Genomic DNA, 19822 nt, shown 5'->3' with positions numbered 1-19822 from the left:
GCGATATTGCCACTTACTCGGCGGAAGGTGGCAGAACCGTGCAGTGGACGAAGCAGAACGAACAAACTGTGTATGAAAACCGCTGGTTCAGCGTCAATCTCGCAGATGTCGAGCTGCCGGACGGCCGGCACCTCGACCACTTCCTGATCCGGCTGCGCCCCGTGGCCGTGGCCACGGTGGTCAACGAGGCGAACGAGGTGCTGCTGCTGTGGCGGCACCGGTTCATCACCGACAGCTGGGGCTGGGAACTGGCCGCGGGTGTCGTCGAGGACGGCGAGGACATCGCGCGCGCGGCCGCCCGGGAACTGGAGGAGGAGACCGGCTGGCGGCCGGGACCCCTGCACCACCTCATCAGCGTGGAGCCGTCCAACGGCCTCACCGACGCCCGGCACCACATCTACTGGTCCGACCGGGGGGAGTACGTCGGACACCCCGTGGACGACTTCGAGTCGGACCGGCGGGAATGGGTCCCCCTCAAGCTCGTCCCCGACCTGATCGCCCGTGGGGAGGTCCCGGCCGCCAACATGGCGGCCGCGTTACTCCTGCTGCACCACCTCAGGCTCGCCGAAGGCTAATGGGCGGTCAGCGCCTGCCAGACCGTCACCACGAGCGCGCCGAGCGCGGTCAGGGCGGCGAGTGAGGGCAACGGCCAGCGTGCGTGTTCCAGCGAGGCCATCCGGGTGTTCAGTTCGTCCAGCTCCTTGGCGGTCTCCTCGGTGCGGTGCCGCAGCAGCGCCAGCCCTCCCTCGACGCGGGCGTAGGCCACGTCGAGGCGGCGCCGTAACTCTGCGAGTTCCCCATGGACCACGGGATGCTCCGGGTCGGCGGTCACGGGTCCACTCCTTTCCGTAGTCGAAATGGATGGTTCCGCATCGCTTGCATGCGCATGAAGAGTCAACTCGCCTGGTGGGCGCGTGGGGAGCGTGTGAGAGGCGCATATGCGTGCCCGGCGCGCACACGGTGTGTGAAACGGACGGGCCCGGCACCGTGATCCGGTGCCGGGCCCGTGGCCGTAGCGGAGCGTGATCAGCCGTAGGTGTAGAACCCCGAGCCGGTCTTCCGGCCGAGCCGGCCCGCCTCCACCATGCGCTGGAGCAGCGGGGGAGCGGCGTACAGCGGCTCCTTGTACTCGGCGTACATGGAGTTGGCGATGGAGACGATGGTGTCCAGACCGATCAGGTCGGAGAGCTTCAGCGGACCCATCGGGTGGGCGCAGCCCAGCTCCATGCCGTTGTCGATGTCCTCGCGGCTCGCGATGCCCGACTCGAACATCCGGATCGCGGACAGCAGGTAGGGCACGAGCAGCGCGTTCACCACGAAGCCGGAGCGGTCCTGGGCGCGGATGGCGTGCTTGCCGAGCACCTTCTCGGCGAACACCTGGGCGCGGCTGAGCGTGCCCTCGGAGGTGGTGAGCGCCGGGATCAGCTCGACGAGCTTCTGCACCGGGGCCGGGTTGAAGAAGTGGATGCCGACCACGTGGTCCGGCCGGGAGGTGGCGACGGCCAGCTTCACCAGCGGGATGGAGGAGGTGTTGGAGGCCAGGATCGCGTCCGCCCGGGTCACCACCTGGTCGAGCACCTGGAAGATCTCGGTCTTCACCGGCTCGCTCTCCACGACGGCCTCGATCACCAGGTCGCGGTCGGCGAACTCGCCGAGGTCCGTGGTGAAGCTGAGGCGCGCCAGCGTGGCGTCCCGTTCCTCGTCGGTGATCTTGCCGCGCTCGGCGGCCTTGGCCAGGGAGTTGAACAGCCGGGTACGGCCGATCTCCAGGGCCTCGCCGGTGGTCTCGGCGACCCTCACGTCCAGTCCCGCGCGGGCGCACACCTCGGCGATGCCCGCGCCCATCTGGCCGCAGCCCACGACTCCGACGCGCTCGATGTCGGTCACATCGTTCCCTTCGCTGTGTCTCCGGCTCGCTGGCAGACCTCCGGGTTCGGCGCCTGCTCCGATCGTGCACGTTACCGCCAAGTATCGATGATCGATCGCTCGGGTGGGGGCATCCTGAAGCGCGGAACGATCCGTGACGGAGCGGATCCGGAGTGTATGGGGGTGTGCGGATGGGGCGCATGTCGCGCCGGACTTTCGCGCTGGCCGCGCTGTCCACACTGTCCACCCTGTTCCCGGCCCCGGCCCCGGCCGCGGCGGCCCGCGGCACGACGGACCCCGGCCCGGACCGCCTGCCGCGTGCGGGCGCCGAGATGCGGGGGGTGTGGATCGCGACCGTCCTCAACCGCGACTGGCCCTCGCGCCCCGGCCTCCCGGCGAGTGCGCAGCGCAAGGAGCTGATCTCCCACCTCGACCGCGCGGTCCGCGGCCGGCTCAACACGGTCATCCTGCAGGTGCGGCCCTCGGCCGACGCGCTGTGGCCGTCGCCGTACGAGCCCTGGTCCGAGTACCTCACCGGCACCCAGGGCAGGCATCCGGGCTGGGACCCGCTCGGCACGGCCGTGAGGGAGGCCCATGCCCGGGGCCTGGAGCTGCACGCCTGGTTCAACCCCTACCGGATCGCCCACCACACCGACCTCACCCGGCTGGCCGCCTCGCACCCGGCGCGCAGACACCCCGACTGGGTCGTGCGCTACGGCGGCCGGCTCCACTACAACCCCGGTCTGCCCCAGGTCCGGGCGTTCGTGCAGCAGGCGATGCTCGACGCGGTCGCCCGGTACCCGGTCGACGCCGTCCACTTCGACGACTACTTCTACCCCTATCCGGTCGCCGGGCAGACCTTCGACGACGACGAGGCGTACGACCGCTACGGCGGTGCCTTCTCCGGCCGGGCCGCCTGGCGCCGGGACAACATCGACAAGCTGGTGCGGGAGACGGCCGCCGGCATCAAGCGGGTCAGGCCCGGCACCCGCTTCGGGATCAGCCCCTTCGGGGTGTGGCGCAACGCGTCGACCGACGCGCGCGGCTCCGACACGCGGGCGGGCGTCGAGACGTACGACGATCTGCACGCGGACACCCGCAGCTGGGTGCGCAACCACTGGATCGACTACGTCGTCCCGCAGCTGTACTGGCACATCGGCAACGCCGCCGCCGACTACGCGGAGCTCGCCGCCTGGTGGTCGGCGGTGGCCAAGGGCACCAGGACGCAGCTCTACCTCGGCGAGGCCCTGTACAAGGCGGGCGCCGCCGGGCAGCCGTCGGCCTGGCGGGATCCGGTCGAGCTGTCCCGGCACCTGACCCTCGCCGCCAGGCACCCGCAGGTGCGCGGGCATGTGTTCTTCGCCGCCAGGGACCTGGCGGACGATCCGATCGGAGCGATGGCACGGGTGGTCGCCGACCACTACCGGGAGCCGGCGACACCACCTCGGTGAGCTATCGCTGTTCTTCTTTCCTGTGCTCCACCTGGCAGTCGGGCCCCGGGGAGAGGATCGTCTCGTGTCCGTTCTCGCTCCGGACCCGGTAGGGCGGGGTGCCCTCGGGACCGAGTACTTCCACGACTTCCACGACATGGTCGTGTTGGCCGACCACCCTGCCGTGCTGGACAAGCCGGTCGCCCTTGGATGCGTGCATGTGACAGGCCCTCCTCACGATCACGACCGCTGCGTGACGGCGATGCACACGAGCACGGCCACGGCGGTCAGCGGAGCGGCCGCCGTGAAGTGCTCGCCCAGCAGCAGCGCCGACCACACCAGTGTGAGCAGGGGCTGAGCCAACTGCAACTGGCTGGCCCGGGGTATGCCGATGGCCGCCATCCCGCGGTACCAGACGACCAGACCGAGGAACTGCGAACCGAGCGCCACCCAGAGCAGGCCGGCGATGCCGTGCCCGGTCAGGTGTACGGGCTCGTACGCCAGCGCGAGCGCGGCGGCCGGCACGCCGATCGGCAGGCACAGCACCAGCGCCCAGCCGATGACCTGCCAGCCCGGCATGATGCGGGCCAGCCGGCCGCCCTCGGTGTATCCGGCCGCGCACACCAGCAGGGCCGCGAACAGATACCCGTCGGCCGCGGTGAGCGCGCCGCCGCTCTGGCCGACGGTGAAGGCGAGCACGGCCGCGGCACCCGCCACGGCGGCCAGCCAGAAGCGGCGGGAGGGCCGGTGGCCGGTGCGCAGGGCCGAGAACACGGCCGTGGTCAGCGGCAGCAGGCCGACCACGACGGCGGCGTGCGCGGTGGTCGAGGTCTGCAGGGCGAGCGTGGTCAGCATAGGGAAGCCCAGCACCACACCGGCGGCGACCACGGCCAGCCCCGCGAGATGGCGCCGCGCCGGCAGCCGCACCCCGAGCGCCAGCAGGCAGCCGCCGGCGACGACCGCGGCGAGGACGGCCCGCACCGCCACCAGGGACCAGGGGCCGAAGCTCTCCAGACCCCAGGCGGTCGAGGGGAACGTCAGGGAGAAGGCGACGACACCGAGGGCGGCCTGGACGGTGCCCACCGACCGGGAGTCCCCGGGAGCGGTGACCGCTATCGGTGTGGCGGCAGTAGCGCTACTCTGTGTTCTCATGCAACAGCGTAGCAGTGTGGGTGATTTGGTCGAAGAGCTTCGTCGGGAGCTGGACCGCTACTCGCCTGGTGGAAAGCTGCCGTCGAGCCGGGCGCTGGTGGAGCGGTTCCGGGTGAGTCCGGTGACCGTCTCGCGCGCCCTGGCCCAGCTCGCCGCCGAGGGTCTGGTCGTCACCCGGCCCGGCGCCGGGGCCTTCCGCGCCCGGCCACCGCGGGCGGAGACCCCGGCCGGAGACACCTCCTGGCAGGAGGTGGCCCTGAGCGCCGACGCCGCCGCCGACCTCGTACCGCGCACGGTGGACGCCTCCGGCGTCACGGTCTCGCTCGCCGCCCCGCCGCCCGGCGTGCTGGAGTTCAACGGCGGCTACCCGCACCCCTCGCTCCAGCCCGAGCGGGCCATGGCGGCGGCCCTCGCCCGCGCGGGGCGGCGGCCCGGCGCCTGGGGGAGACCCCCGCTGGAGGGGCTGCCGGAGCTGCGTGAGTGGTTCGCGCGCGGGATCGGCGGCGCCGTCACCGCGGCCGAGGTGCTGATCGCGGCCGGCGGGCAGTCCGCCCTGGCCACCGCCCTGCGCGCGCTCGCCCCGCCCGGCGCCCCGGTGCTCGTGGAGTCGCCCACCTACCCCGGCATGCTGGCCCTCGCCCGCGCGGCCGGCCTGCGACCCGTCCCGGTGCCCCTGGACCCCGACGGGGTCCGCCCCGACCTCCTCGCCGACGCCTTCCACGCCACCGGCGCCCGGGTCTTCGTCTGCCAGCCGCTGTTCCAGAACCCGACCGGCGCCGTGCTGGCTCCCGCCCGGCGCGCCGAGGTGCTGCGCATCGCCCGCGAGGCCGGCGCCTTCGTCGTGGAGGACGACTACGTCCGCCGGCTGGTGCACGCCGACGCGGGCCCGCTGCCCCGCCCGCTGGCCGCCGACGACCCGGACGGCGTCGTCGTCCACGTCGGCTCGCTGACCAAGGCGACCTCGCCGAGCTTCCGGGTGAGCGCGCTGGCCGCGCGCGGTCCGGTGCTGGAGCGCCTGCGCGCCATCCAGGTCGTGGACAGCTTCTTCGTGCCCCGGCCGCTCCAGGAGGCCGCCCTGGAACTCGTCGGCTCCCCGGCCTGGCCGCGCCACCTCCGCGCCCTGTCGGCCGAACTGAAGAACCGCCGCGACGCCATGACGGGCGCGCTCGCCCGCCACCTGCCCGAACTGGCCCTGCCGCACGTCCCGTCCGGCGGCTACCACCTGTGGCTGCGGCTGCCCGACGGGACCGACGAGGCCGCCCTGGCCGCCGCCGCGCTCCGCACCGGTGTCGCCCTCGCCCCGGGCCGCCCCTACTTCAGCGCCGAACCCCCCGCCGGACACCTCCGGCTCAGCTTCGCGGCGGTGGCCGGCACCGGGGAGATCACCGAAGGGGTGCGGCGGCTGCGGGCCGCGTGCGACGAGGTCCTGGGAAAACCGCTCGTACCGGACCGGCCGGGCCTGTGATGATCGCCCGCATGAGCGATACGGCGTTCCCCGAGGGATTCGAGTTCTCCGCCGACACCGCCCGCGTCGACGTCGAGCGCGTGCACGGCTGGCTGTCGACCGACACGTACTGGGCGACCGGCCGGCCGCGCGAGAAGCACGAGCGGGCGATGGCCGCCTCGCTGAACTTCGGCGTCTACGCGACCGCGTCGGGGGAACAGGTGGCCTACGCGCGCGTGGTCACCGACCAGGCGCTGTTCGCCTGGCTCGCGGACGTGTACGTCGACCCGTCCGTGCGCGGAAGGGGCCTCGGCACGGCGTTCGTCGGCCGGATCCTCGACCACCTGGAACCCTTCGGGCTGCGCCGGCTGCTGCTGGCGACGGAGGACGCGCACGGGGTGTACCAGAAGCTCGGCTTCCGGTCCCTGGACCGCCCCGAGCAGTGGATGGTGCGCACCTTCGAGTAAGCGTCGGCATACCTCTGGTAACTCCGCGGTCACAGCCCTTGACCCGCACCCTCCGGCGGCTCACCATCACCGCATGCCACTGAGGGTGACGTTCGTCGCCGCCGCGCGCAGCACCCCGCTGCTCGCGGAGCGCTTCGAGGACGACCGGCCGCTGGACCAGGCCGGGTGGGACGAGGTGCAGCGCGCCGCCGGGGACCTGCTGCCGCTGGCGGCGGCCGAGCTGCGCTACTGTTCGCCGGCCCCGCGCAGCCGGGCCACGGGGGACGCCCTGGGGTACGCCCCGCTGGTCCAGCTCGCGCTGCGGGACTGCGACATGGGCCGCTGGCGCGGGCTGACGCTGGGCGAGGCGATGGCGCGCGAGCCGCAGGCGGTCGACTGCTGGCTCGCCGACCCGTGGGCCACCCCGCACGGCGGCGAGTCCCTGCTGGCGTTCATCTCCCGGGTCGGCGGCTGGCTGGAGACCCGTCCGGTGGAGGACGGCGGCCGGATCGTCGCGGTGGCCGAGCCGTCCGTGATCCGCGCCGCGCTGGTGTACACCCTCAAGGCGCCGCCCGCGAGCTACTGGAACATCGACGTCCGCCCGCTGTCGACGACCACGGTCACCGGCCGCCGCGGCCGCTGGAACCTCCGTTTCGACGGGATACCGGCTCAGCCCTCGCGCACGTAGACGGGATACCGGCTCAGCCCTCCCGCACGTAGTCGGTGACCAGGAGAAGATCCTTGGCCGGGCCGCCGACCCGCCACACCGATCGCCACCGGTCGGCGTCCCGGACGGTGAACTCTCCGCGGTAGAGATCGGCCGCGCAGGGGTGCTCGGCGACGTACCGCCCCGTGGTCAGGTCCAGCTCGTGGAAGGGGCGCCCGTCCGCGAAGCGCACGTCCGCCCGGCCCGGCGCGGGCCCGGGGAGGAACCGCAGCGTCCGCGTGGCCGGCCGCGCAACCCCCTGCCAGCGGAAGGTGCCGGACTCCTCGTGCAGCAGCCCGCCGCCGTCCAGCGCGCCGAAGACGGTGGTACCGGTGAAGCGCCCCTGCCCGCCGCCCGCCAGATCCCGCACCCCGCGCTCCACGCGCCAGCGCCCGGCCAGATGGGCCAGGAGGTCGGACACCGGCCAGAACCCGTCCGTCACCGCGCCATCCATAGGGGGGAGCCTACGCCCGTCCGTCTTATTGACGTGCTCATACCCCTTCCCTAGGGTGCGTTCGAAGTGCTGACCAACGTCTGATATTTCGAACATCGAGCCGCGGAGTATCCATGTCACGCACCGCCCGCCGGAGACTCGGCCTGGGAGTGGGCGCCGTCCTGCTCGCCACGGCCGCCCTCCCCGCCCCCGCCCACGCGGAGGAGGTCACCGACTACACGATCACGGTCGACCCCTCCGCCCCCGGGCCCGCGATCGGCAAGACGATGTACGGCGTCTTCTTCGAGGACATCAACCGCGCCGCCGACGGCGGCCTGTACGCCGAACTCGTGCAGAACCGTTCCTTCGAGTACTCCACCGACGACAACCCGGCGTACACCCCGCTGACCGCCTGGACGGCCGCCGGCAGCGCCCGGGTCCTCGACGACTCCGGCCGCCTCAACGACCGCAACCGCGCCTACCTCTCCCTGGGTGCCGGATCGTCCGTCACCAACGCCGGGTACAACACCGGCATCGCGGTCCAGGACGGCAAGGCGTACGACTTCTCGGTGTGGGCCCGCGCCGAGGCCGGCAGCACCCTCACCGTCACCCTGCAGGACTCCGGCGGCACGCTCGCGACCGCCCGGCGGATCGCCGTGAAGAAGAACGGCTGGGCCCGGTACAAGGCCGCTTTCACCGCGACCCGCACCAGCACGGCCGGCCGGCTCACCGTGGCCGCCGGTGCCGCCACGGCCCTCGACATGGTGTCCCTCTTCCCGCGCGACACCTACCGGCACGAGCCCAACGGCCTGCGCAAGGACCTCGCCGAGAAGGTCGCCGCGCTGCACCCCGGCTTCGTCCGCTTCCCCGGCGGCTGCCTGGTCAACACCGGCTCCATGCAGGACTACAGCGAGGCGTCCGGCTGGCAGCGCAAGCGCGCCTACCAGTGGAAGGACACCATAGGCCCGGTCGAGCAGCGCGCGACGAACGCCAATTTCTGGGGCTACAACCAGAGCTACGGCCTCGGCTACTACGAGTACTTCCGGTTCGCCGAGGACATCGGCGCCATGCCGCTGCCCGTCGTACCGGCGCTGGTGACCGGCTGCGGCCAGAACCGGGCCGTCGCCGACGACGCCCTGCTGAAGCGGCACATCCAGGACACCCTCGACCTCATCGAGTTCGCCAACGGACCGGTGACGAGCGAGTGGGGCCGCAAGCGCGCCGAGATGGGCCACCCCAGGCCCTTCCACCTCACCCACATCGAGGTCGGCAACGAGGAGAACCTGCCCACCGAGTTCTTCGCCCGCTTCCAGCGGTTCCGCGCGGCCGTCCAGGCCAGGTACCCCGACGTGCGGGTGATCTCCAACTCCGGCCCGGACGACGCGGGGACCATCTTCGACACGGCCTGGCGGCTCAACCGGGACGCCGGGGTCGACATGGTCGACGAGCACTACTACAACAGCCCGCGGTGGTTCCTGCAGAACAACGACCGCTACGACTCCTACGACCGCTCCGGCCCGAAGGTCTTCCTCGGCGAGTACGCCTCCCAGGGCAACACCTTCGGCAACGGCCTCGCCGAGGCCGCCTTCATGACCGGCCTGGAGCGCAACGCGGACGTCGTCGAGCTCGCCTCCTACGCGCCGCTGTTCGCCAACGAGGACTACGTGCAGTGGCGCCCCGACCTGGTGTGGTTCGACAACCACGCCTCCTGGGGCTCGGCCAACTACGAGGTCCAGAAGCTGTTCATGAACAACGTGGGCGACCGGGTGGTGCCGAGCGAGGCCACCGGCACCCCGGGCCTGAGCGGGCCGCTCACCGGCGCCGTCGGCCTGTCCACCTGGAACACCAGCGCCGCCTACGACGACGTGCGGGTCACCGCGGCCGACGGCGGCACGCTGCTGAGCGACGACTTCTCCGGTGACGCCTCGCGGTGGACGCACACCGGCACCGGCAGCTGGACCGTCCGGGACGGGCAGTACGTCCAGACGAGCGACACCGCCGAGAACACCATGGTCCAGGCCGGCGACCCCTCCTGGCACGACTACGACCTGCACGTGCGGGCCACCAAGAAGTCCGGCAAGGAGGGCTTCCTCGTCGCCTTCGGCGTCAAGGACACCGGTAACCACTACTGGTGGAACATCGGCGGCTGGAACAACACCCAGACCGCCGTCGAGCAGACCGCGGACGGCGGCAAGTCCACGCTGATCTCCAAGGCCGGGTCGGTCGAGACGGGCCGTGCCTACGACGTCGACATCAAGGTGCGCGGCCGCCAGGTGACCCTGTACCTCGACGGCGAGGAGTGGGGCTCCTTCACCGACCGGCCCGCCGAGCCGTTCCGCCAGGTCGTCACCCAGGACGCGCAGACCGGCGAGCTGATCGTCAAGGTGGTCAACGCCCAGCCCGCCGCGGCCCGTACGGCCCTCGACCTGGGCGGTGCGAAGGTGGCGCGCACGGCCCGGGTGACCACGCTCGCCGCAGCCCCGGACGCGGTGAACACCAAGACGGCCACGGCCGTCGCCCCGGTCACGTCCACGCTCACCGGAGTCGCCGACCGGTTCACGTACACCTTCCCGGCCAACTCCGTCACGTTCCTCCGCATCCGGCAGAAGTAGCCGGCGCCCGGCGCGGGCCGCCGCCCCGGTGGCGGCGGCCCGCACGGGCCGCACGGGCACGGCCGGCCCCGCCCGGCGAGGCCCGTTCACCCCGAACACACCCGGCGGAAAGCCGAAGTTCTCCCACAGGACATTAAATTCACGCGGTGTTTCCCGTATTCGGAAGACGGCGCCTCACTTTTCGGTGAGCGCACAACCAACCCGAATCCCGCTCCGTCTAAGTCGGCGAATCAATGGGAAACACATTCTGTGGGGGACCGCCGAAAATGCACCGCAGTACTCCGCCCGGGGAAAACGGCATTGCCGACGGGAACTCCTTACGGCACCACTTGCTCCGGCACCCGGACGGGAACCGGGTGTGAAAGCCGTGACCCGGCCCGTGCGGGCGGCCGCACTGCTCGCCGCCGCCCTCACGGTCACCGCCTTCTGCGCCGGTGACCTACTCGCCCGCAGTTTCCCGTTCGGCCCCCGCACCCGCGGCGTCAACGACCTCGGCAACCAGTACGTGCCCTTCCACGCCCACCTGTGGGACCTGCTGCACGGCAGGGCCGGGGGCGGCCTCCTCGTCAACTGGCGGTCCGGCTACGGCGCCTCCTTCCTGCCGGACCTCGGCACCTACCTCGGCAGCCCGTTCGCCCTGCTCGTCGCCGTCTTCCCACGCGACCGGATCGACCTCGCGGTCTACGCCGTCACCGTGCTGAAGACCGCCTGCGCCGCCGCCGCCATGGCCTGGCTGCTGCTCACCCTGCGCCCCGGCCGCTGGTGGGCGGCGGGCCTGCTCGGCGCCTCCTACGCGCTGTGCGGCTGGAGCGTCGCCGACGCCTCCTACAACCCGATGTGGCTCGACGGCCTGATCGCCCTGCCGCTGCTGTGCCTGGTCGGCGAATGGGCGCTCACCGGGCGCCGGCGCGCGCTCGGCGTGCTGATCGTCGCCCTCGCCTGGACCGCCAACTTCTACACCGCCTACATGGCCACCCTGGGCGCCGCGCTGGTCCTGCTGCTGCGCCTGCTGCTCGTCCGCCCGCCGCGCCGGCAGGCGCTCGCGACGGCCGGCCGGGCCGCCCTGACCACCGCCCTGGGCGTGGGCCTCGCCGCCCCGCTGGTCGCGGTCGTCTACTTCGGCACCCGGCACGCCCACCCCGGCCGCGTACGGCGGTTCACCCCGGTGCCCGCCGAGGACGTCGCGGCCCGGCTGCTGCCCGCCACCTACGGGTTCGGCTCCCCGGCCCTGTACGTCGGGCTCACCGCCCTGCTCCTCGCCCTGGCGCTGCCCTTCCACCGGGCGGTCCCGGTCCCGGTCCGCGCCGGCTGGTCGGCACTGGTGCTCGCGGTGGCCCTGTCCCTCCAGTGGGGACCGACCCACCTGCTCTGGCACGCCTTCGCCACCCCGCAGGGCAGCGGCTACCGGCAGGCGTTCGTGCTGTGCGGCCTGCTGGTGCTCGCCGCCTGGCACGCCCTGGCGTACGGCGTACCCGACCGGCGCGCCCTCGGTGCCGCGACCGCGCTGCTGGCGCTGATCACGGCCGCCGCGAGCGGCAGCGCGCTGGTGCGGCCGTACACCTGGTGGGTGCTGGCGCCGGCCGTCGCGGGCGCGCTGGGCGGCCTGGCCCTGCTAAGCCGGGCCGGGCGGCGGGCCGGGCTCGCCGCACTCGCCGTCGTCCTGCTGCTCGGGGCCCAGGCGGGCGAGACGGCCGCCACCTCCGCCGTGGCCACCCGGCTGCGCCTCGGGCACCTGGACGACTACGCGCCCTGGGGCGAGCGGCAGGACCGGCAGGCGGCGGTGATCGCCGAGGCCGACGGCTGGCCGCGCTACCGCACCGACCCGGGCCGCGAGCAGACGGTGGGCAACGACCCGCTCCTGGTCGGCGGCGAGGGCGCCCAGTACTACAGCAGCCTGACCTCGGACGTCCTCAGCCGCACCCTGACCGCCCTCGGCGGCGGCTGGACCTCGCGCGGCCGGAACGTGCAGAGCCTGGACAACGCCGTCACGGACGTCGTCTTCTCGGTCGGCGCCCGGGTGCACTCCCCGCCCGACCCGCACCAGAGGTACCTCTCCCCGGCCGCCGGCCCGGTCACCGTGACCCGGCGGGACGTGCCGCCCCTGGTCACGGTCCGGGCCGCGCCCGACCGGTCACCCTTCGGGCCGTCGCCGTACCGCAACCAGGAACTGCTGCTCGGCAGCCGCGTCTACACCGTGCCCCGCGTCACCGTGCACGACGACGGCGGGCGGCCGGTCCGCAGCCGCCGGGTGGGCACCGGGGACGCCCGGACCGGGCCGTCGGTCACCGCCCGCTGCCCGGCGGGCACCCACGTGTACCTGTGGGCCCCGCACTTCTCCGGCACCGCACGGCTCGCCGGCGGCGCACCCGCCCGGTTCCGGTTCGAGGTCCCGCGCAACCGCGCCGCCATGGCGCCGCTGGGCACGGCGCCCGCCTCCGGGCGGCTGCGGATCGAGCTGTCCCCGGACCGGCCGGGCCGCGTCCCGCACGGCGCCGTCGGCTGCCTGGACACCGCCCGGCTGGACGCCGCCGCCGCCCGTCTGGAGGCCGCCGGCGCCACCGGGGTGAGCGTCTCCGACGGCACCGTACGGGCCGAGCTGCCCGCCGGCAGCAGGGGCATCGCGGTCGTCGCGGCGCCCCGGATCGCCGGCTGGCGGTGCGCCACGGGCGACGGGCCGGAGCGCCCCGCCGACGACTACCACGGGCTGATCGCCGTCCCTCTCGACCCCGGCGCCACCAGCCTGACCTGCACCTTCCACCCACCCGGCCGGCGACTTGGCACGGCCGTCGGGGCCGCCTCGCTGCTGACCCTCGCCCTGCTCACCGTGCCCACCGCCGTCCGCCGCCGGCGCCCCCCGGCGCCGCCGGCCACATCACCGCGCCGGCGCCCGACCGGCGCTTGCTGACCGCGCCCAGGGGGATCCACCATGCTGATATCGATCGTCGCGCCCTGCCACAACGAGGAAGACGTCGTCGCGCGCTTCCACGAGGAGGTCCAGAAGGTCGCCGAGGAGCTGCTGCCCCTCGGGCACGACATGGAGTTCGTGTACGTGGACGACGGCAGCCGGGACCGTACGCTCGCCGTCCTCCAGCGCCTGGCGGACACCGACTCCCGGGTGCGCTACGTCTCCTTCAGCCGCAACTTCGGCAAGGAGGCGGCCCTGCTCGCCGGACTGCGGCACGCCTCGGGCGACTCGGTGATCGTCATGGACGCCGACCTCCAGCACCCGCCGCGGCTGATCCGGCGGATGGTCGAGCTGCGCGAACAGGGCCACGACCAGGTCATCGCCAAGCGGACCCGCACCGGCGACCGGGTCACCCGGACCCTCACCGCGCGCCTGTACTACCGGCTCGTCAACCGCCTCGTCGACGTCGAGCTCGTCGACGGGGTGGGCGACTTCCGGCTGCTGTCGCGCCGGGTGGTGGACGCCGTGCTGGCCCTCACCGAGTACAACCGCTTCTCCAAGGGCCTGTTCGCCTGGGTGGGCTTCCCGAGCACCACCTTCGAGTACCAGAACGCCGCGCGCGAGGCCGGCCGCAGCTCCTGGAACCTGCGCGGCCTGCTCAACTACGGCCTCGACGGCCTGCTCTCCTTCAACAACCGCCCGCTGCGCGCCGCCCTCTGGCTCGGCGTGTGCCTGCTGCTGTGCGCGGGGCTGTACACCGCCTGGATCGTGGGCGCCGCGCTCGTCAACGGCGTCCGGACCCCCGGCTATGTGACCATCATCACCGCCGTCACCGCCCTCGCCGGCGTGCAGATGGTCATGCTGGGAGTCATCGGGGAGTACACCGGCCGCATCTACTACGAGGTGAAGGGGCGCCCGCACTTCCTGGTGAAGGCGACCAACGTGGAACGGACGAAGGACCTCATTCCCTGATGCGGCAGATGCTGACCTTCGCAGTGGTGGGTGTCGTCAACACGGCGACCTATTACTGCCTTTACCTGCTTTTCCTGAGCGCTTTTCCCTATCTGGCCGCACACGTCCTGGCGTTCACGCTCAGTATGACCGGGTCCTTTTTCCTCAACGCCCGCTTCACCTACCGGACCCGCCCCACCTGGCGGAAATTCCTGCTGTTCCCGCTGACGAACCTCAGCAACTTCCTGATCACGACGGCCGGGGTGTACCTGATCGTCGACGTCCTGCACGCCGGCAGCCGCTTCGCCCCGCTGCTCGCCTCCGCCGCCGCCGTGCCGGTCACCTTCCTCGTCTCCCGCCGCGTGATGCTGTGACTGAGAATTTCGGTTGGCACATCTCGCTCCGAGTCGTGCAGGTCCAGCGGGAGGAAGACCAGGGACATCACGGCGCCGAGCACGGTGGTCATCCGCTGGTCCTGCCCTTTCGGCGCTCGGCGCCCAGGCGGGCGAAGTGGTCGATGAGGCCGGGAGCGTCCACCGCGGCCGGATCCACGACCTGCTCGACCGGAGCGCCCTGGAGGAGCCGCTTGACCGGGACCTTCAGCTTCTTGCCGGTACGGGTGTGCGGGATGCCCGGCACTTCGATGACCTCGTCGGGGACGTGACGAGGCGAGGCGCCGGCACGGATGGCGTCCTTGATCCTCTCGCGCAGGGTGTCGTCCAGGGGCACACCGGCGGCGGGGACCACGAACAGCGGCGTCCAGTAGCCGCCGTCCGGCTCCTCGGCGCCGGTGATCAGGGCCTCGGCGATCTCGGGGAGTCGTTCGACGACGTCGTGGATGTCGGCGCTGCCCAGGCGTACGCCGTTGCGGTTCACCGTGCTGTCGGAGCGCCCGTGGACGATCACCGAGCCATGCCCCGTGACCGTGATCCAGTCGCCGTGCCGCCAGACACCCGTATAGGAGGAGAAGTAGGCGTCCCGGTAGCGGTGCCCTCGGGGTCGTTCCAGAAGCACAGCGGCATGGAGGGCATCGGGCGGGTGACGACCAGTTCGCCCACCTGGTCCACCACCGGCGAGGCGTCGGCGTCGTACGCGGCCAGCGCCATGCCCAGGTGTGGTGCGGACAACTCACAGGCCCACACCGGGGTGTTGGGGGCGCTGCCCGCGAAGCCGGAGACGATGTCGGTGCCGCTGATGGAGGCCGGCAGGACGTGCTCACCGACGTGGTCGCGGACCCACGGGTAGGCGGACGCCGGCAGGGGGGACCCGGTGCAGCCGACCACACGGATCGCGGACAGACCGTGCGCCGAGGGGCCGATGCCGAACTTGGCCATGCCCAGCAGGTACTGGGGGCTGGTGCCGAAGACGGTGACCCGGTGGCGCGCGGCCAGCTCCCACAGCATGTCGAGCTGGGCGCTGGGCTGCCGTCGTACGTACATGTCGTGGCGCCGGTCAGGAGGGGTGGAGGCGACCAGGTTCCACTAAAAGTCTCGGTCGCAGATGCTCCCCGGGACCGAGAGCAAGTCGATTGCATAAACGTGCAGCGATACGTATAGTCATGCCATCCAGAGGAGGGTGGACATGGCAGTACGTGCGGCGGTGGCCGGAGCGAGCGGATACGCGGGCGGAGAGGTCCTGCGCCTGCTCCTCGCGCACCCCGAGGTCGAGATCGGTGCCCTGACCGGGAACTCCAACGCCGGGCAGCGGCTCGGCACGCTCCAGCCGCACCTGCTGCCGCTGGCCGACCGCGTGCTCACCGAGACCACGCCCGAGGCGCTCGCCGGGCACGACGTCGTCTTCCTGGCGCTGCCGCACGGGCAGTCCGCCGCCGTCGCCGAGCGGCTCGGCCCCGACGTCCTCGTGATCGACATGGGCGCCGACTTCCGGCTCGAGGACCCGGCCGACTGGGAGACCTTCTACGGCTCCCCGCACGCCGGCACCTGGCCCTACGGCCTCCCCGAACTCCCCGGCGCCCGCGCCCGGCTCACCGGGACCCGGCGCATCGCGGTGCCCGGTTGCTACCCCACCGCGGTCTCCCTCGCCCTGTTCCCGGCCTACGCGGCCGGCCTCGCCGAGCCCGAGGCGGTGATCGTCGCCGCGTCCGGCACCTCCGGCGCCGGCAAGGCGCCCAAGCCGCACCTGCTCGGCAGCGAGGTCATGGGCTCCATGTCGCCGTACGGCGTCGGCGGCGGCCACCGGCACACCCCCGAGATGATCCAGAACCTCAGCGCGGTGGCCGGGGAGCGGGTCTCCGTCTCCTTCACGCCCACCCTCGCGCCCATGTCCCGCGGCATCCTCGCCACGTGCAGCGCCAAGGCCGCCGACGGGGTGACGGCTCAGTCCGTCCGCACCGCCTACGAGAAGGCCTACGCCGACGAGCCCTTCGTCCACCTGCTCCCCGAGGGCCGGTGGCCCGCCACGGCGTCCGTCCACGGTTCCAACGCCGTTCAGGTGCAGGTCGCGCACGACGCCGCCGCGGGCCGCATCATCGCGATCAGCGCCATCGACAACCTGACCAAGGGCACCGCCGGCGGTGCCGTCCAGAGCATGAACCTCGCCCTGGGTCTCGCCGAGACCACGGGACTGTCCACGATCGGAGTCGCACCGTGAGCGTCACGGCAGCCAAGGGATTCACGGCGGCGGGCATCGCCGCCGGGATCAAGGAGAACGGCAACCCCGACCTGGCCCTCGTGGTCAACGACGGGCCCCGCCGTGCCGCCGCGGGCGTCTTCACCTCCAACCGGGTGAAGGCCGCCCCGGTGCTGTGGTCCGAGCAGGTCCTGCGCGGCGGGCAGGTGTCGGCCGTGGTCCTGAACTCCGGCGGCGCCAACGCCTGCACGGGCCCCAAGGGCTTCCAGGACACCCACGCCACCGCCGAGAAGGTCGCCGAGGTCCTCGGCCGCGGCGCCATCGAGGTCGCCGTCTGCTCCACCGGACTGATCGGTGTCCTGCTGCCCATGGACAAGCTCCTCAAGGGCGTGGAGACGGCGGCCGGCTCCCTCAGCGAGCATGGCGGCGAGAAGGCCGCCATCGCCATCAAGACCACCGACACCGTCCACAAGACCGCCGTCGTGAGCAGGGACGGCTGGACCGTCGGCGGCATGGCCAAGGGCGCCGGCATGCTCGCCCCGGGCCTGGCCACCATGCTCGTCGTCCTCACCACCGACGCCGACCTCGGCGACGAGGAGCTGGACCGGGCCCTGCGCGCCGCCACCAAGGTCACCTTCGACCGCGTGGACTCCGACGGCTGCATGTCCACCAACGACACCGTGCTGCTGCTCGGCTCCGGTGCCTCCGGCATCACTCCGCCGTACGAGGAGTTCGCCGACGCCGTACGCCAGGTCTGCGCCGACCTCGGCCGGCAGCTCATCGGCGACGCCGAGGGCGCCAGCAAGGACATCAAGGTCGAGGTGGTCAACGCGGCCAGCGAGGAGGACGCCGTCGAGGTGGGCCGTTCCATCGCCCGCAACAACCTCCTCAAGTGTGCGATCCACGGCGAGGACCCCAACTGGGGCCGCGTCCTGTCCGCCATCGGCACCACGAGCGCCGCCTTCGAGCCGGACCGGCTCAACGTCGCCATCAACGGCGTCTGGGTGTGCAAGAACGGCTCCGTCGGCGAGGACCGCGAGCTGGTCGACATGCGCTACCGCGAGGTGCACATCGTCGCCGACCTCGCCGCCGGCTCCGAGACCGCGACGATCTGGACGAACGACCTGACCGCCGACTACGTCCACGAGAACAGCGCCTACTCCTCATGACCACGACGCGGAAACACACGGCACTGCCCAAGGCCCAGATCCTCATCGAGGCCCTGCCCTGGCTGACCCGGCACCACGGCAAGACCGTCGTCATCAAGTTCGGCGGCAACGCCATGGTGGACGAGGACCTGAAGGCGGCCTTCGCCCAGGACGTCGTCTTCCTCCGGCACGCCGGCCTCAAGCCGGTCGTCGTGCACGGCGGCGGCCCGCAGATCAGCGCCGCCCTCGACAAGCACGGCATCGTCAGCGAGTTCAAGGCGGGCCTGCGCGTCACCACCGAGGACGCCATGGACGTCGTACGGATGGTGCTCGCCGGGCAGGTGCAGCGTGAGCTGGTCGGCCTGCTCAACCAGCACGGCCCGCTCGCCGTCGGCCTCACCGGCGAGGACGCGCACACCATCACCGCCACCCGGCACCGGCCCGAGATCGACGGCGAGCCGGTCGACATCGGGCGGGTCGGGGAGATCACCGCGATCGACACGGGTGCGATCGAGGCGCTGCTCGCCGACGGCCGCATCCCGGTCGTCTCCTCGATCGCCCGCAGCCAGGACGACGGCCACGTCTACAACGTCAACGCCGACACGGCGGCCGCGGCGCTCGCCGCGGCGCTGGGCGCCGAGACCCTCATGGTCCTCACCGACGTCGAGGGCCTCTACGAGGACTGGCCGCACTCCGACGAGGTGATCAGCCGCCTCACCGCCTCCGAACTGGAGGTCCTGCTGCCGGAGCTGAGCTCCGGCATGGTGCCGAAGATGGAGGGCTGCCTGCACGCCGTGCGCAACGGTGTGACGACCGCGCGGGTCATCGACGGCCGGGTCCAGCACTCGATCCTGCTGGAGATCTTCACCGACGAAGGCATCGGCACCATGGTCGTTCCCGACGAGAAGCCGTACGAACAGGGGGAGTCATGAGCAACCAGGAACTGACCGCGCGGTGGCAGGGCGCGCTCATGAACAACTACGGCACCCCGCGCCTGCCCCTCGTCCGGGGTGAGGGCGCCAGGGTGTGGGACGCCGAGGGCCGGGAATACCTGGACTTCGTCGGCGGCATCGCCACCAACGCGCTCGGCCACGCGCACCCCGCGATCGTCCAGGCCGTCAGCCGGCAGATCGCCTCCCTCGGCCACATCTCCAACTTCTTCATGGCCGAGCCCACCGTCGCCCTCGCCGAACGTCTCCTGGCGCTCTTCGGGCGGGAGGGGCGGGTCTTCTTCTGCAACTCCGGCGCCGAGGCCAACGAGGCCGCCTTCAAGATCGGCCGGCTGACCGGGCGCACGCACATGGTCGCCACCGACGGCGGCTTCCACGGCCGTACGATGGGCGCCCTCGCGCTCACCGGCCAGCCCGCCAAGCAGGACCCGTTCCGGCCGCTGCCCGGCGAGGTCACCCACGTCCCCTACGGTGACGCGCAGGCGCTGGCCGCCGCGGTCACCGAGGACACCGCGCTGGTGATCATCGAGCCGATCCAGGGTGAGAACGGCGTGGTCGTGCCGCCGGCCGGCTACCTGAAGGCGGCCCGGGCGATCACCGCCGCCACCGGCGCCCTGCTCGTCCTGGACGAGGTGCAGACGGGCGTCGGGCGGACCGGGACCTGGTTCGAGTACCAGGCCCACGAGGGCGTGCTGCCCGACGTCGTCACCCTGGCCAAGCAGCTGGGCGGCGGACTCCCGCTGGGTGCGACCGTGGCCTTCGGCCGGGCCGCCGAACTGCTCGGGCCGGGGCACCACGGGACGACCTTCGGCGGCAACCCGGTCGCGTGCGCCGCCGGGCTCGCCGTGATCGACACCATCGAGAGCGAGGGCCTGCTCGACAACGTCAAGCGGCAGGGCGAGAGGCTGCGGGACGCGATCACGGCCCTGGACCACCCGTTGATCGACCATGTCCGGGGTGCGGGCCTGCTCCTGGGTATCGTGCTCACCGGGCCGCACGCGCCACAGGTGCAACAGGCGGCCCAGGAGGCCGGCTTCCTGGTGAACGCTCCCGCCCCCGACGTCGTACGGCTCATGCCGCCGCTGAACCTCCGCGACGACGAGGCGGGTGCGCTGCTCCAGGCGCTGCCCGGCATCCTCGACGCAGCCAACCCTGTGGATGGGGACGGACGATCCGGAGAATGAGACGAC

Annotated in this window: 18 protein-coding genes and 1 pseudogene; 13 read left to right on the top strand and 6 right to left on the bottom strand. The window is 72.4% G+C overall.

All coding sequences use genetic code 11. The features are described 5' to 3' along the window. The first annotated feature begins 38 nt into the window (after positions 1–38). Positions 39–575 (top strand): NUDIX hydrolase, encoded by a 537-nt coding sequence (locus ABZ576_RS25310; RefSeq protein ID WP_360745060.1) that lies wholly within the window; start codon positions 39–41, stop codon positions 573–575. Here ABZ576_RS25310 and ABZ576_RS25305 read toward each other — a convergent pair. Both ABZ576_RS25305 and ABZ576_RS25300 read right to left on the bottom strand, forming a co-directional pair. After that, entirely contained in the window at positions 572–832 is a 261-nt protein-coding gene (locus tag ABZ576_RS25305) for a hypothetical protein (protein ID WP_360745057.1), read from the bottom strand. The two genes, ABZ576_RS25310 and ABZ576_RS25305, sit on opposite strands and share 4 nt — an antisense overlap. 194 nt (positions 833–1026) lie before the next feature. Continuing rightward, entirely contained in the window at positions 1027–1887 is an 861-nt protein-coding gene (locus tag ABZ576_RS25300; RefSeq protein ID WP_360745054.1) for a 3-hydroxybutyryl-CoA dehydrogenase, read from the bottom strand. Between the two features lie 170 nt (positions 1888–2057). Between ABZ576_RS25300 and ABZ576_RS25295 the strand changes: the two genes are divergently transcribed. After that, complete coding sequence (locus ABZ576_RS25295) at positions 2058–3317, top strand: family 10 glycosylhydrolase (protein ID WP_360745052.1); 1260 nt, start codon at positions 2058–2060, stop codon at positions 3315–3317. A gap of 1 nt (position 3318) precedes the next feature. On the opposite strand, the gene ABZ576_RS25290 is transcribed toward ABZ576_RS25295, so the two are convergent. Then, positions 3319–3516 carry a DUF1918 domain-containing protein gene (locus ABZ576_RS25290; RefSeq protein WP_360745049.1) on the bottom strand — a complete coding sequence of 66 codons (198 nt, stop codon included), beginning with the start codon at positions 3514–3516 and terminating at the stop codon, positions 3319–3321. A 20-nt stretch (positions 3517–3536) separates the two neighbouring features. Beyond that, positions 3537–4448, bottom strand: a complete 912-nt coding sequence (locus tag ABZ576_RS25285) for a DMT family transporter (RefSeq protein WP_360745046.1) — start codon at positions 4446–4448, stop codon at positions 3537–3539. On the opposite strand from ABZ576_RS25285, the gene ABZ576_RS25280 reads away from it, so the two are divergent. From ABZ576_RS25280 to ABZ576_RS25270, 3 genes are all read left to right on the top strand, one after another. Next, positions 4447–5913, top strand: coding sequence for a PLP-dependent aminotransferase family protein (locus ABZ576_RS25280; protein WP_360745043.1), 1467 nt, complete (start codon positions 4447–4449; stop codon positions 5911–5913). The two genes, ABZ576_RS25285 and ABZ576_RS25280, sit on opposite strands and share 2 nt — an antisense overlap. 11 nt (positions 5914–5924) lie before the next feature. Then, complete coding sequence (locus ABZ576_RS25275; protein WP_360745040.1) at positions 5925–6359, top strand: GNAT family N-acetyltransferase; 435 nt, start codon at positions 5925–5927, stop codon at positions 6357–6359. Between the two features lie 73 nt (positions 6360–6432). Next, positions 6433–7026, top strand: a complete 594-nt coding sequence (locus tag ABZ576_RS25270) for a histidine phosphatase family protein (protein WP_360745037.1) — start codon at positions 6433–6435, stop codon at positions 7024–7026. A gap of 13 nt (positions 7027–7039) precedes the next feature. Here the strand turns inward: ABZ576_RS25270 and ABZ576_RS25265 are convergent, their stop codons facing one another. Next, entirely contained in the window at positions 7040–7498 is a 459-nt protein-coding gene (locus ABZ576_RS25265; RefSeq protein ID WP_360745034.1) for a DUF6314 family protein, read from the bottom strand. Between the two features lie 113 nt (positions 7499–7611). Between ABZ576_RS25265 and ABZ576_RS25260 the strand changes: the two genes are divergently transcribed. From ABZ576_RS25260 to ABZ576_RS25245, 4 genes are all read left to right on the top strand, one after another. Beyond that, positions 7612–10089, top strand: a complete 2478-nt coding sequence (locus tag ABZ576_RS25260; protein WP_360745031.1) for an alpha-L-arabinofuranosidase C-terminal domain-containing protein — start codon at positions 7612–7614, stop codon at positions 10087–10089. Positions 10090–10447: 358 nt separating this feature from the next. Continuing rightward, positions 10448–12994, top strand: coding sequence for a YfhO family protein (locus ABZ576_RS25255; RefSeq protein WP_360745028.1), 2547 nt, complete (start codon positions 10448–10450; stop codon positions 12992–12994). Positions 12995–13015: 21 nt separating this feature from the next. Further along, complete coding sequence (locus ABZ576_RS25250; protein ID WP_360745025.1) at positions 13016–13966, top strand: glycosyltransferase family 2 protein; 951 nt, start codon at positions 13016–13018, stop codon at positions 13964–13966. Continuing rightward, on the top strand, positions 13966–14319 hold the full coding sequence (locus tag ABZ576_RS25245; protein ID WP_360745023.1) for a GtrA family protein: 354 nt from the start codon (positions 13966–13968) through the stop codon (positions 14317–14319). The genes ABZ576_RS25250 and ABZ576_RS25245 overlap by 1 nt, the downstream gene beginning before the upstream one ends. 88 nt (positions 14320–14407) lie before the next feature. Here ABZ576_RS25245 and ABZ576_RS25240 read toward each other — a convergent pair. Continuing rightward, a pseudogene (locus ABZ576_RS25240) lies at positions 14408–15426 on the bottom strand (AMP-binding protein); the annotation flags it as partial. Between the two features lie 100 nt (positions 15427–15526). Here ABZ576_RS25240 and argC point away from each other — a divergent pair. Genes argC through ABZ576_RS25220 form a run of 4 tightly spaced genes read left to right on the top strand, consistent with a single transcriptional unit; the run spans position 15527 to position 19816 of the window. After that, positions 15527–16555 (top strand): N-acetyl-gamma-glutamyl-phosphate reductase, encoded by a 1029-nt coding sequence (gene argC / locus ABZ576_RS25235; RefSeq protein ID WP_360745020.1) that lies wholly within the window; start codon positions 15527–15529, stop codon positions 16553–16555. Continuing rightward, on the top strand, positions 16552–17703 hold the full coding sequence (gene argJ / locus ABZ576_RS25230) for a bifunctional glutamate N-acetyltransferase/amino-acid acetyltransferase ArgJ (RefSeq protein ID WP_360745017.1): 1152 nt from the start codon (positions 16552–16554) through the stop codon (positions 17701–17703). Before argC ends, argJ begins: the two co-directional genes overlap by 4 nt. Next, entirely contained in the window at positions 17700–18614 is a 915-nt protein-coding gene (argB, locus tag ABZ576_RS25225) for an acetylglutamate kinase (RefSeq protein WP_360745014.1), read from the top strand. Before argJ ends, argB begins: the two co-directional genes overlap by 4 nt. Further along, on the top strand, positions 18611–19816 hold the full coding sequence (locus ABZ576_RS25220) for an acetylornithine transaminase (RefSeq protein ID WP_360745011.1): 1206 nt from the start codon (positions 18611–18613) through the stop codon (positions 19814–19816). Before argB ends, ABZ576_RS25220 begins: the two co-directional genes overlap by 4 nt. The last annotated feature ends 6 nt before the right edge of the window (positions 19817–19822 follow it).

This window comes from Streptomyces sp. NPDC013455 (genome assembly GCF_040632975.1).
Taxonomy (GTDB): Bacteria; Actinomycetota; Actinomycetes; order Streptomycetales; family Streptomycetaceae; genus Streptomyces.
Note: the sequence above shows the minus strand (reverse complement) of the source record. Positions and strands in the feature narration are given on the sequence as shown.

Coding starts and splice junctions, on each gene's coding strand:
- ABZ576_RS25295 (WP_360745052.1), top strand. CDS start 2,058: ATGGGGCGCATGTCGCGCCGGACTTTCGCGCTGGCCGCGCTGTCCACA.
- ABZ576_RS25290 (WP_360745049.1), bottom strand. CDS start 3,516: ATGCACGCATCCAAGGGCGACCGGCTTGTCCAGCACGGCAGGGTGGTC.
- ABZ576_RS25280 (WP_360745043.1), top strand. CDS start 4,447: ATGCAACAGCGTAGCAGTGTGGGTGATTTGGTCGAAGAGCTTCGTCGG.
- ABZ576_RS25285 (WP_360745046.1), bottom strand. CDS start 4,448: ATGAGAACACAGAGTAGCGCTACTGCCGCCACACCGATAGCGGTCACC.
- ABZ576_RS25275 (WP_360745040.1), top strand. CDS start 5,925: ATGAGCGATACGGCGTTCCCCGAGGGATTCGAGTTCTCCGCCGACACC.
- ABZ576_RS25270 (WP_360745037.1), top strand. CDS start 6,433: ATGCCACTGAGGGTGACGTTCGTCGCCGCCGCGCGCAGCACCCCGCTG.
- ABZ576_RS25265 (WP_360745034.1), bottom strand. CDS start 7,498: ATGGATGGCGCGGTGACGGACGGGTTCTGGCCGGTGTCCGACCTCCTG.
- ABZ576_RS25260 (WP_360745031.1), top strand. CDS start 7,612: ATGTCACGCACCGCCCGCCGGAGACTCGGCCTGGGAGTGGGCGCCGTC.
- ABZ576_RS25250 (WP_360745025.1), top strand. CDS start 13,016: ATGCTGATATCGATCGTCGCGCCCTGCCACAACGAGGAAGACGTCGTC.
- ABZ576_RS25245 (WP_360745023.1), top strand. CDS start 13,966: ATGCGGCAGATGCTGACCTTCGCAGTGGTGGGTGTCGTCAACACGGCG.
- argC (WP_360745020.1), top strand. CDS start 15,527: ATGGCAGTACGTGCGGCGGTGGCCGGAGCGAGCGGATACGCGGGCGGA.
- argB (WP_360745014.1), top strand. CDS start 17,700: ATGACCACGACGCGGAAACACACGGCACTGCCCAAGGCCCAGATCCTC.
- ABZ576_RS25220 (WP_360745011.1), top strand. CDS start 18,611: ATGAGCAACCAGGAACTGACCGCGCGGTGGCAGGGCGCGCTCATGAAC.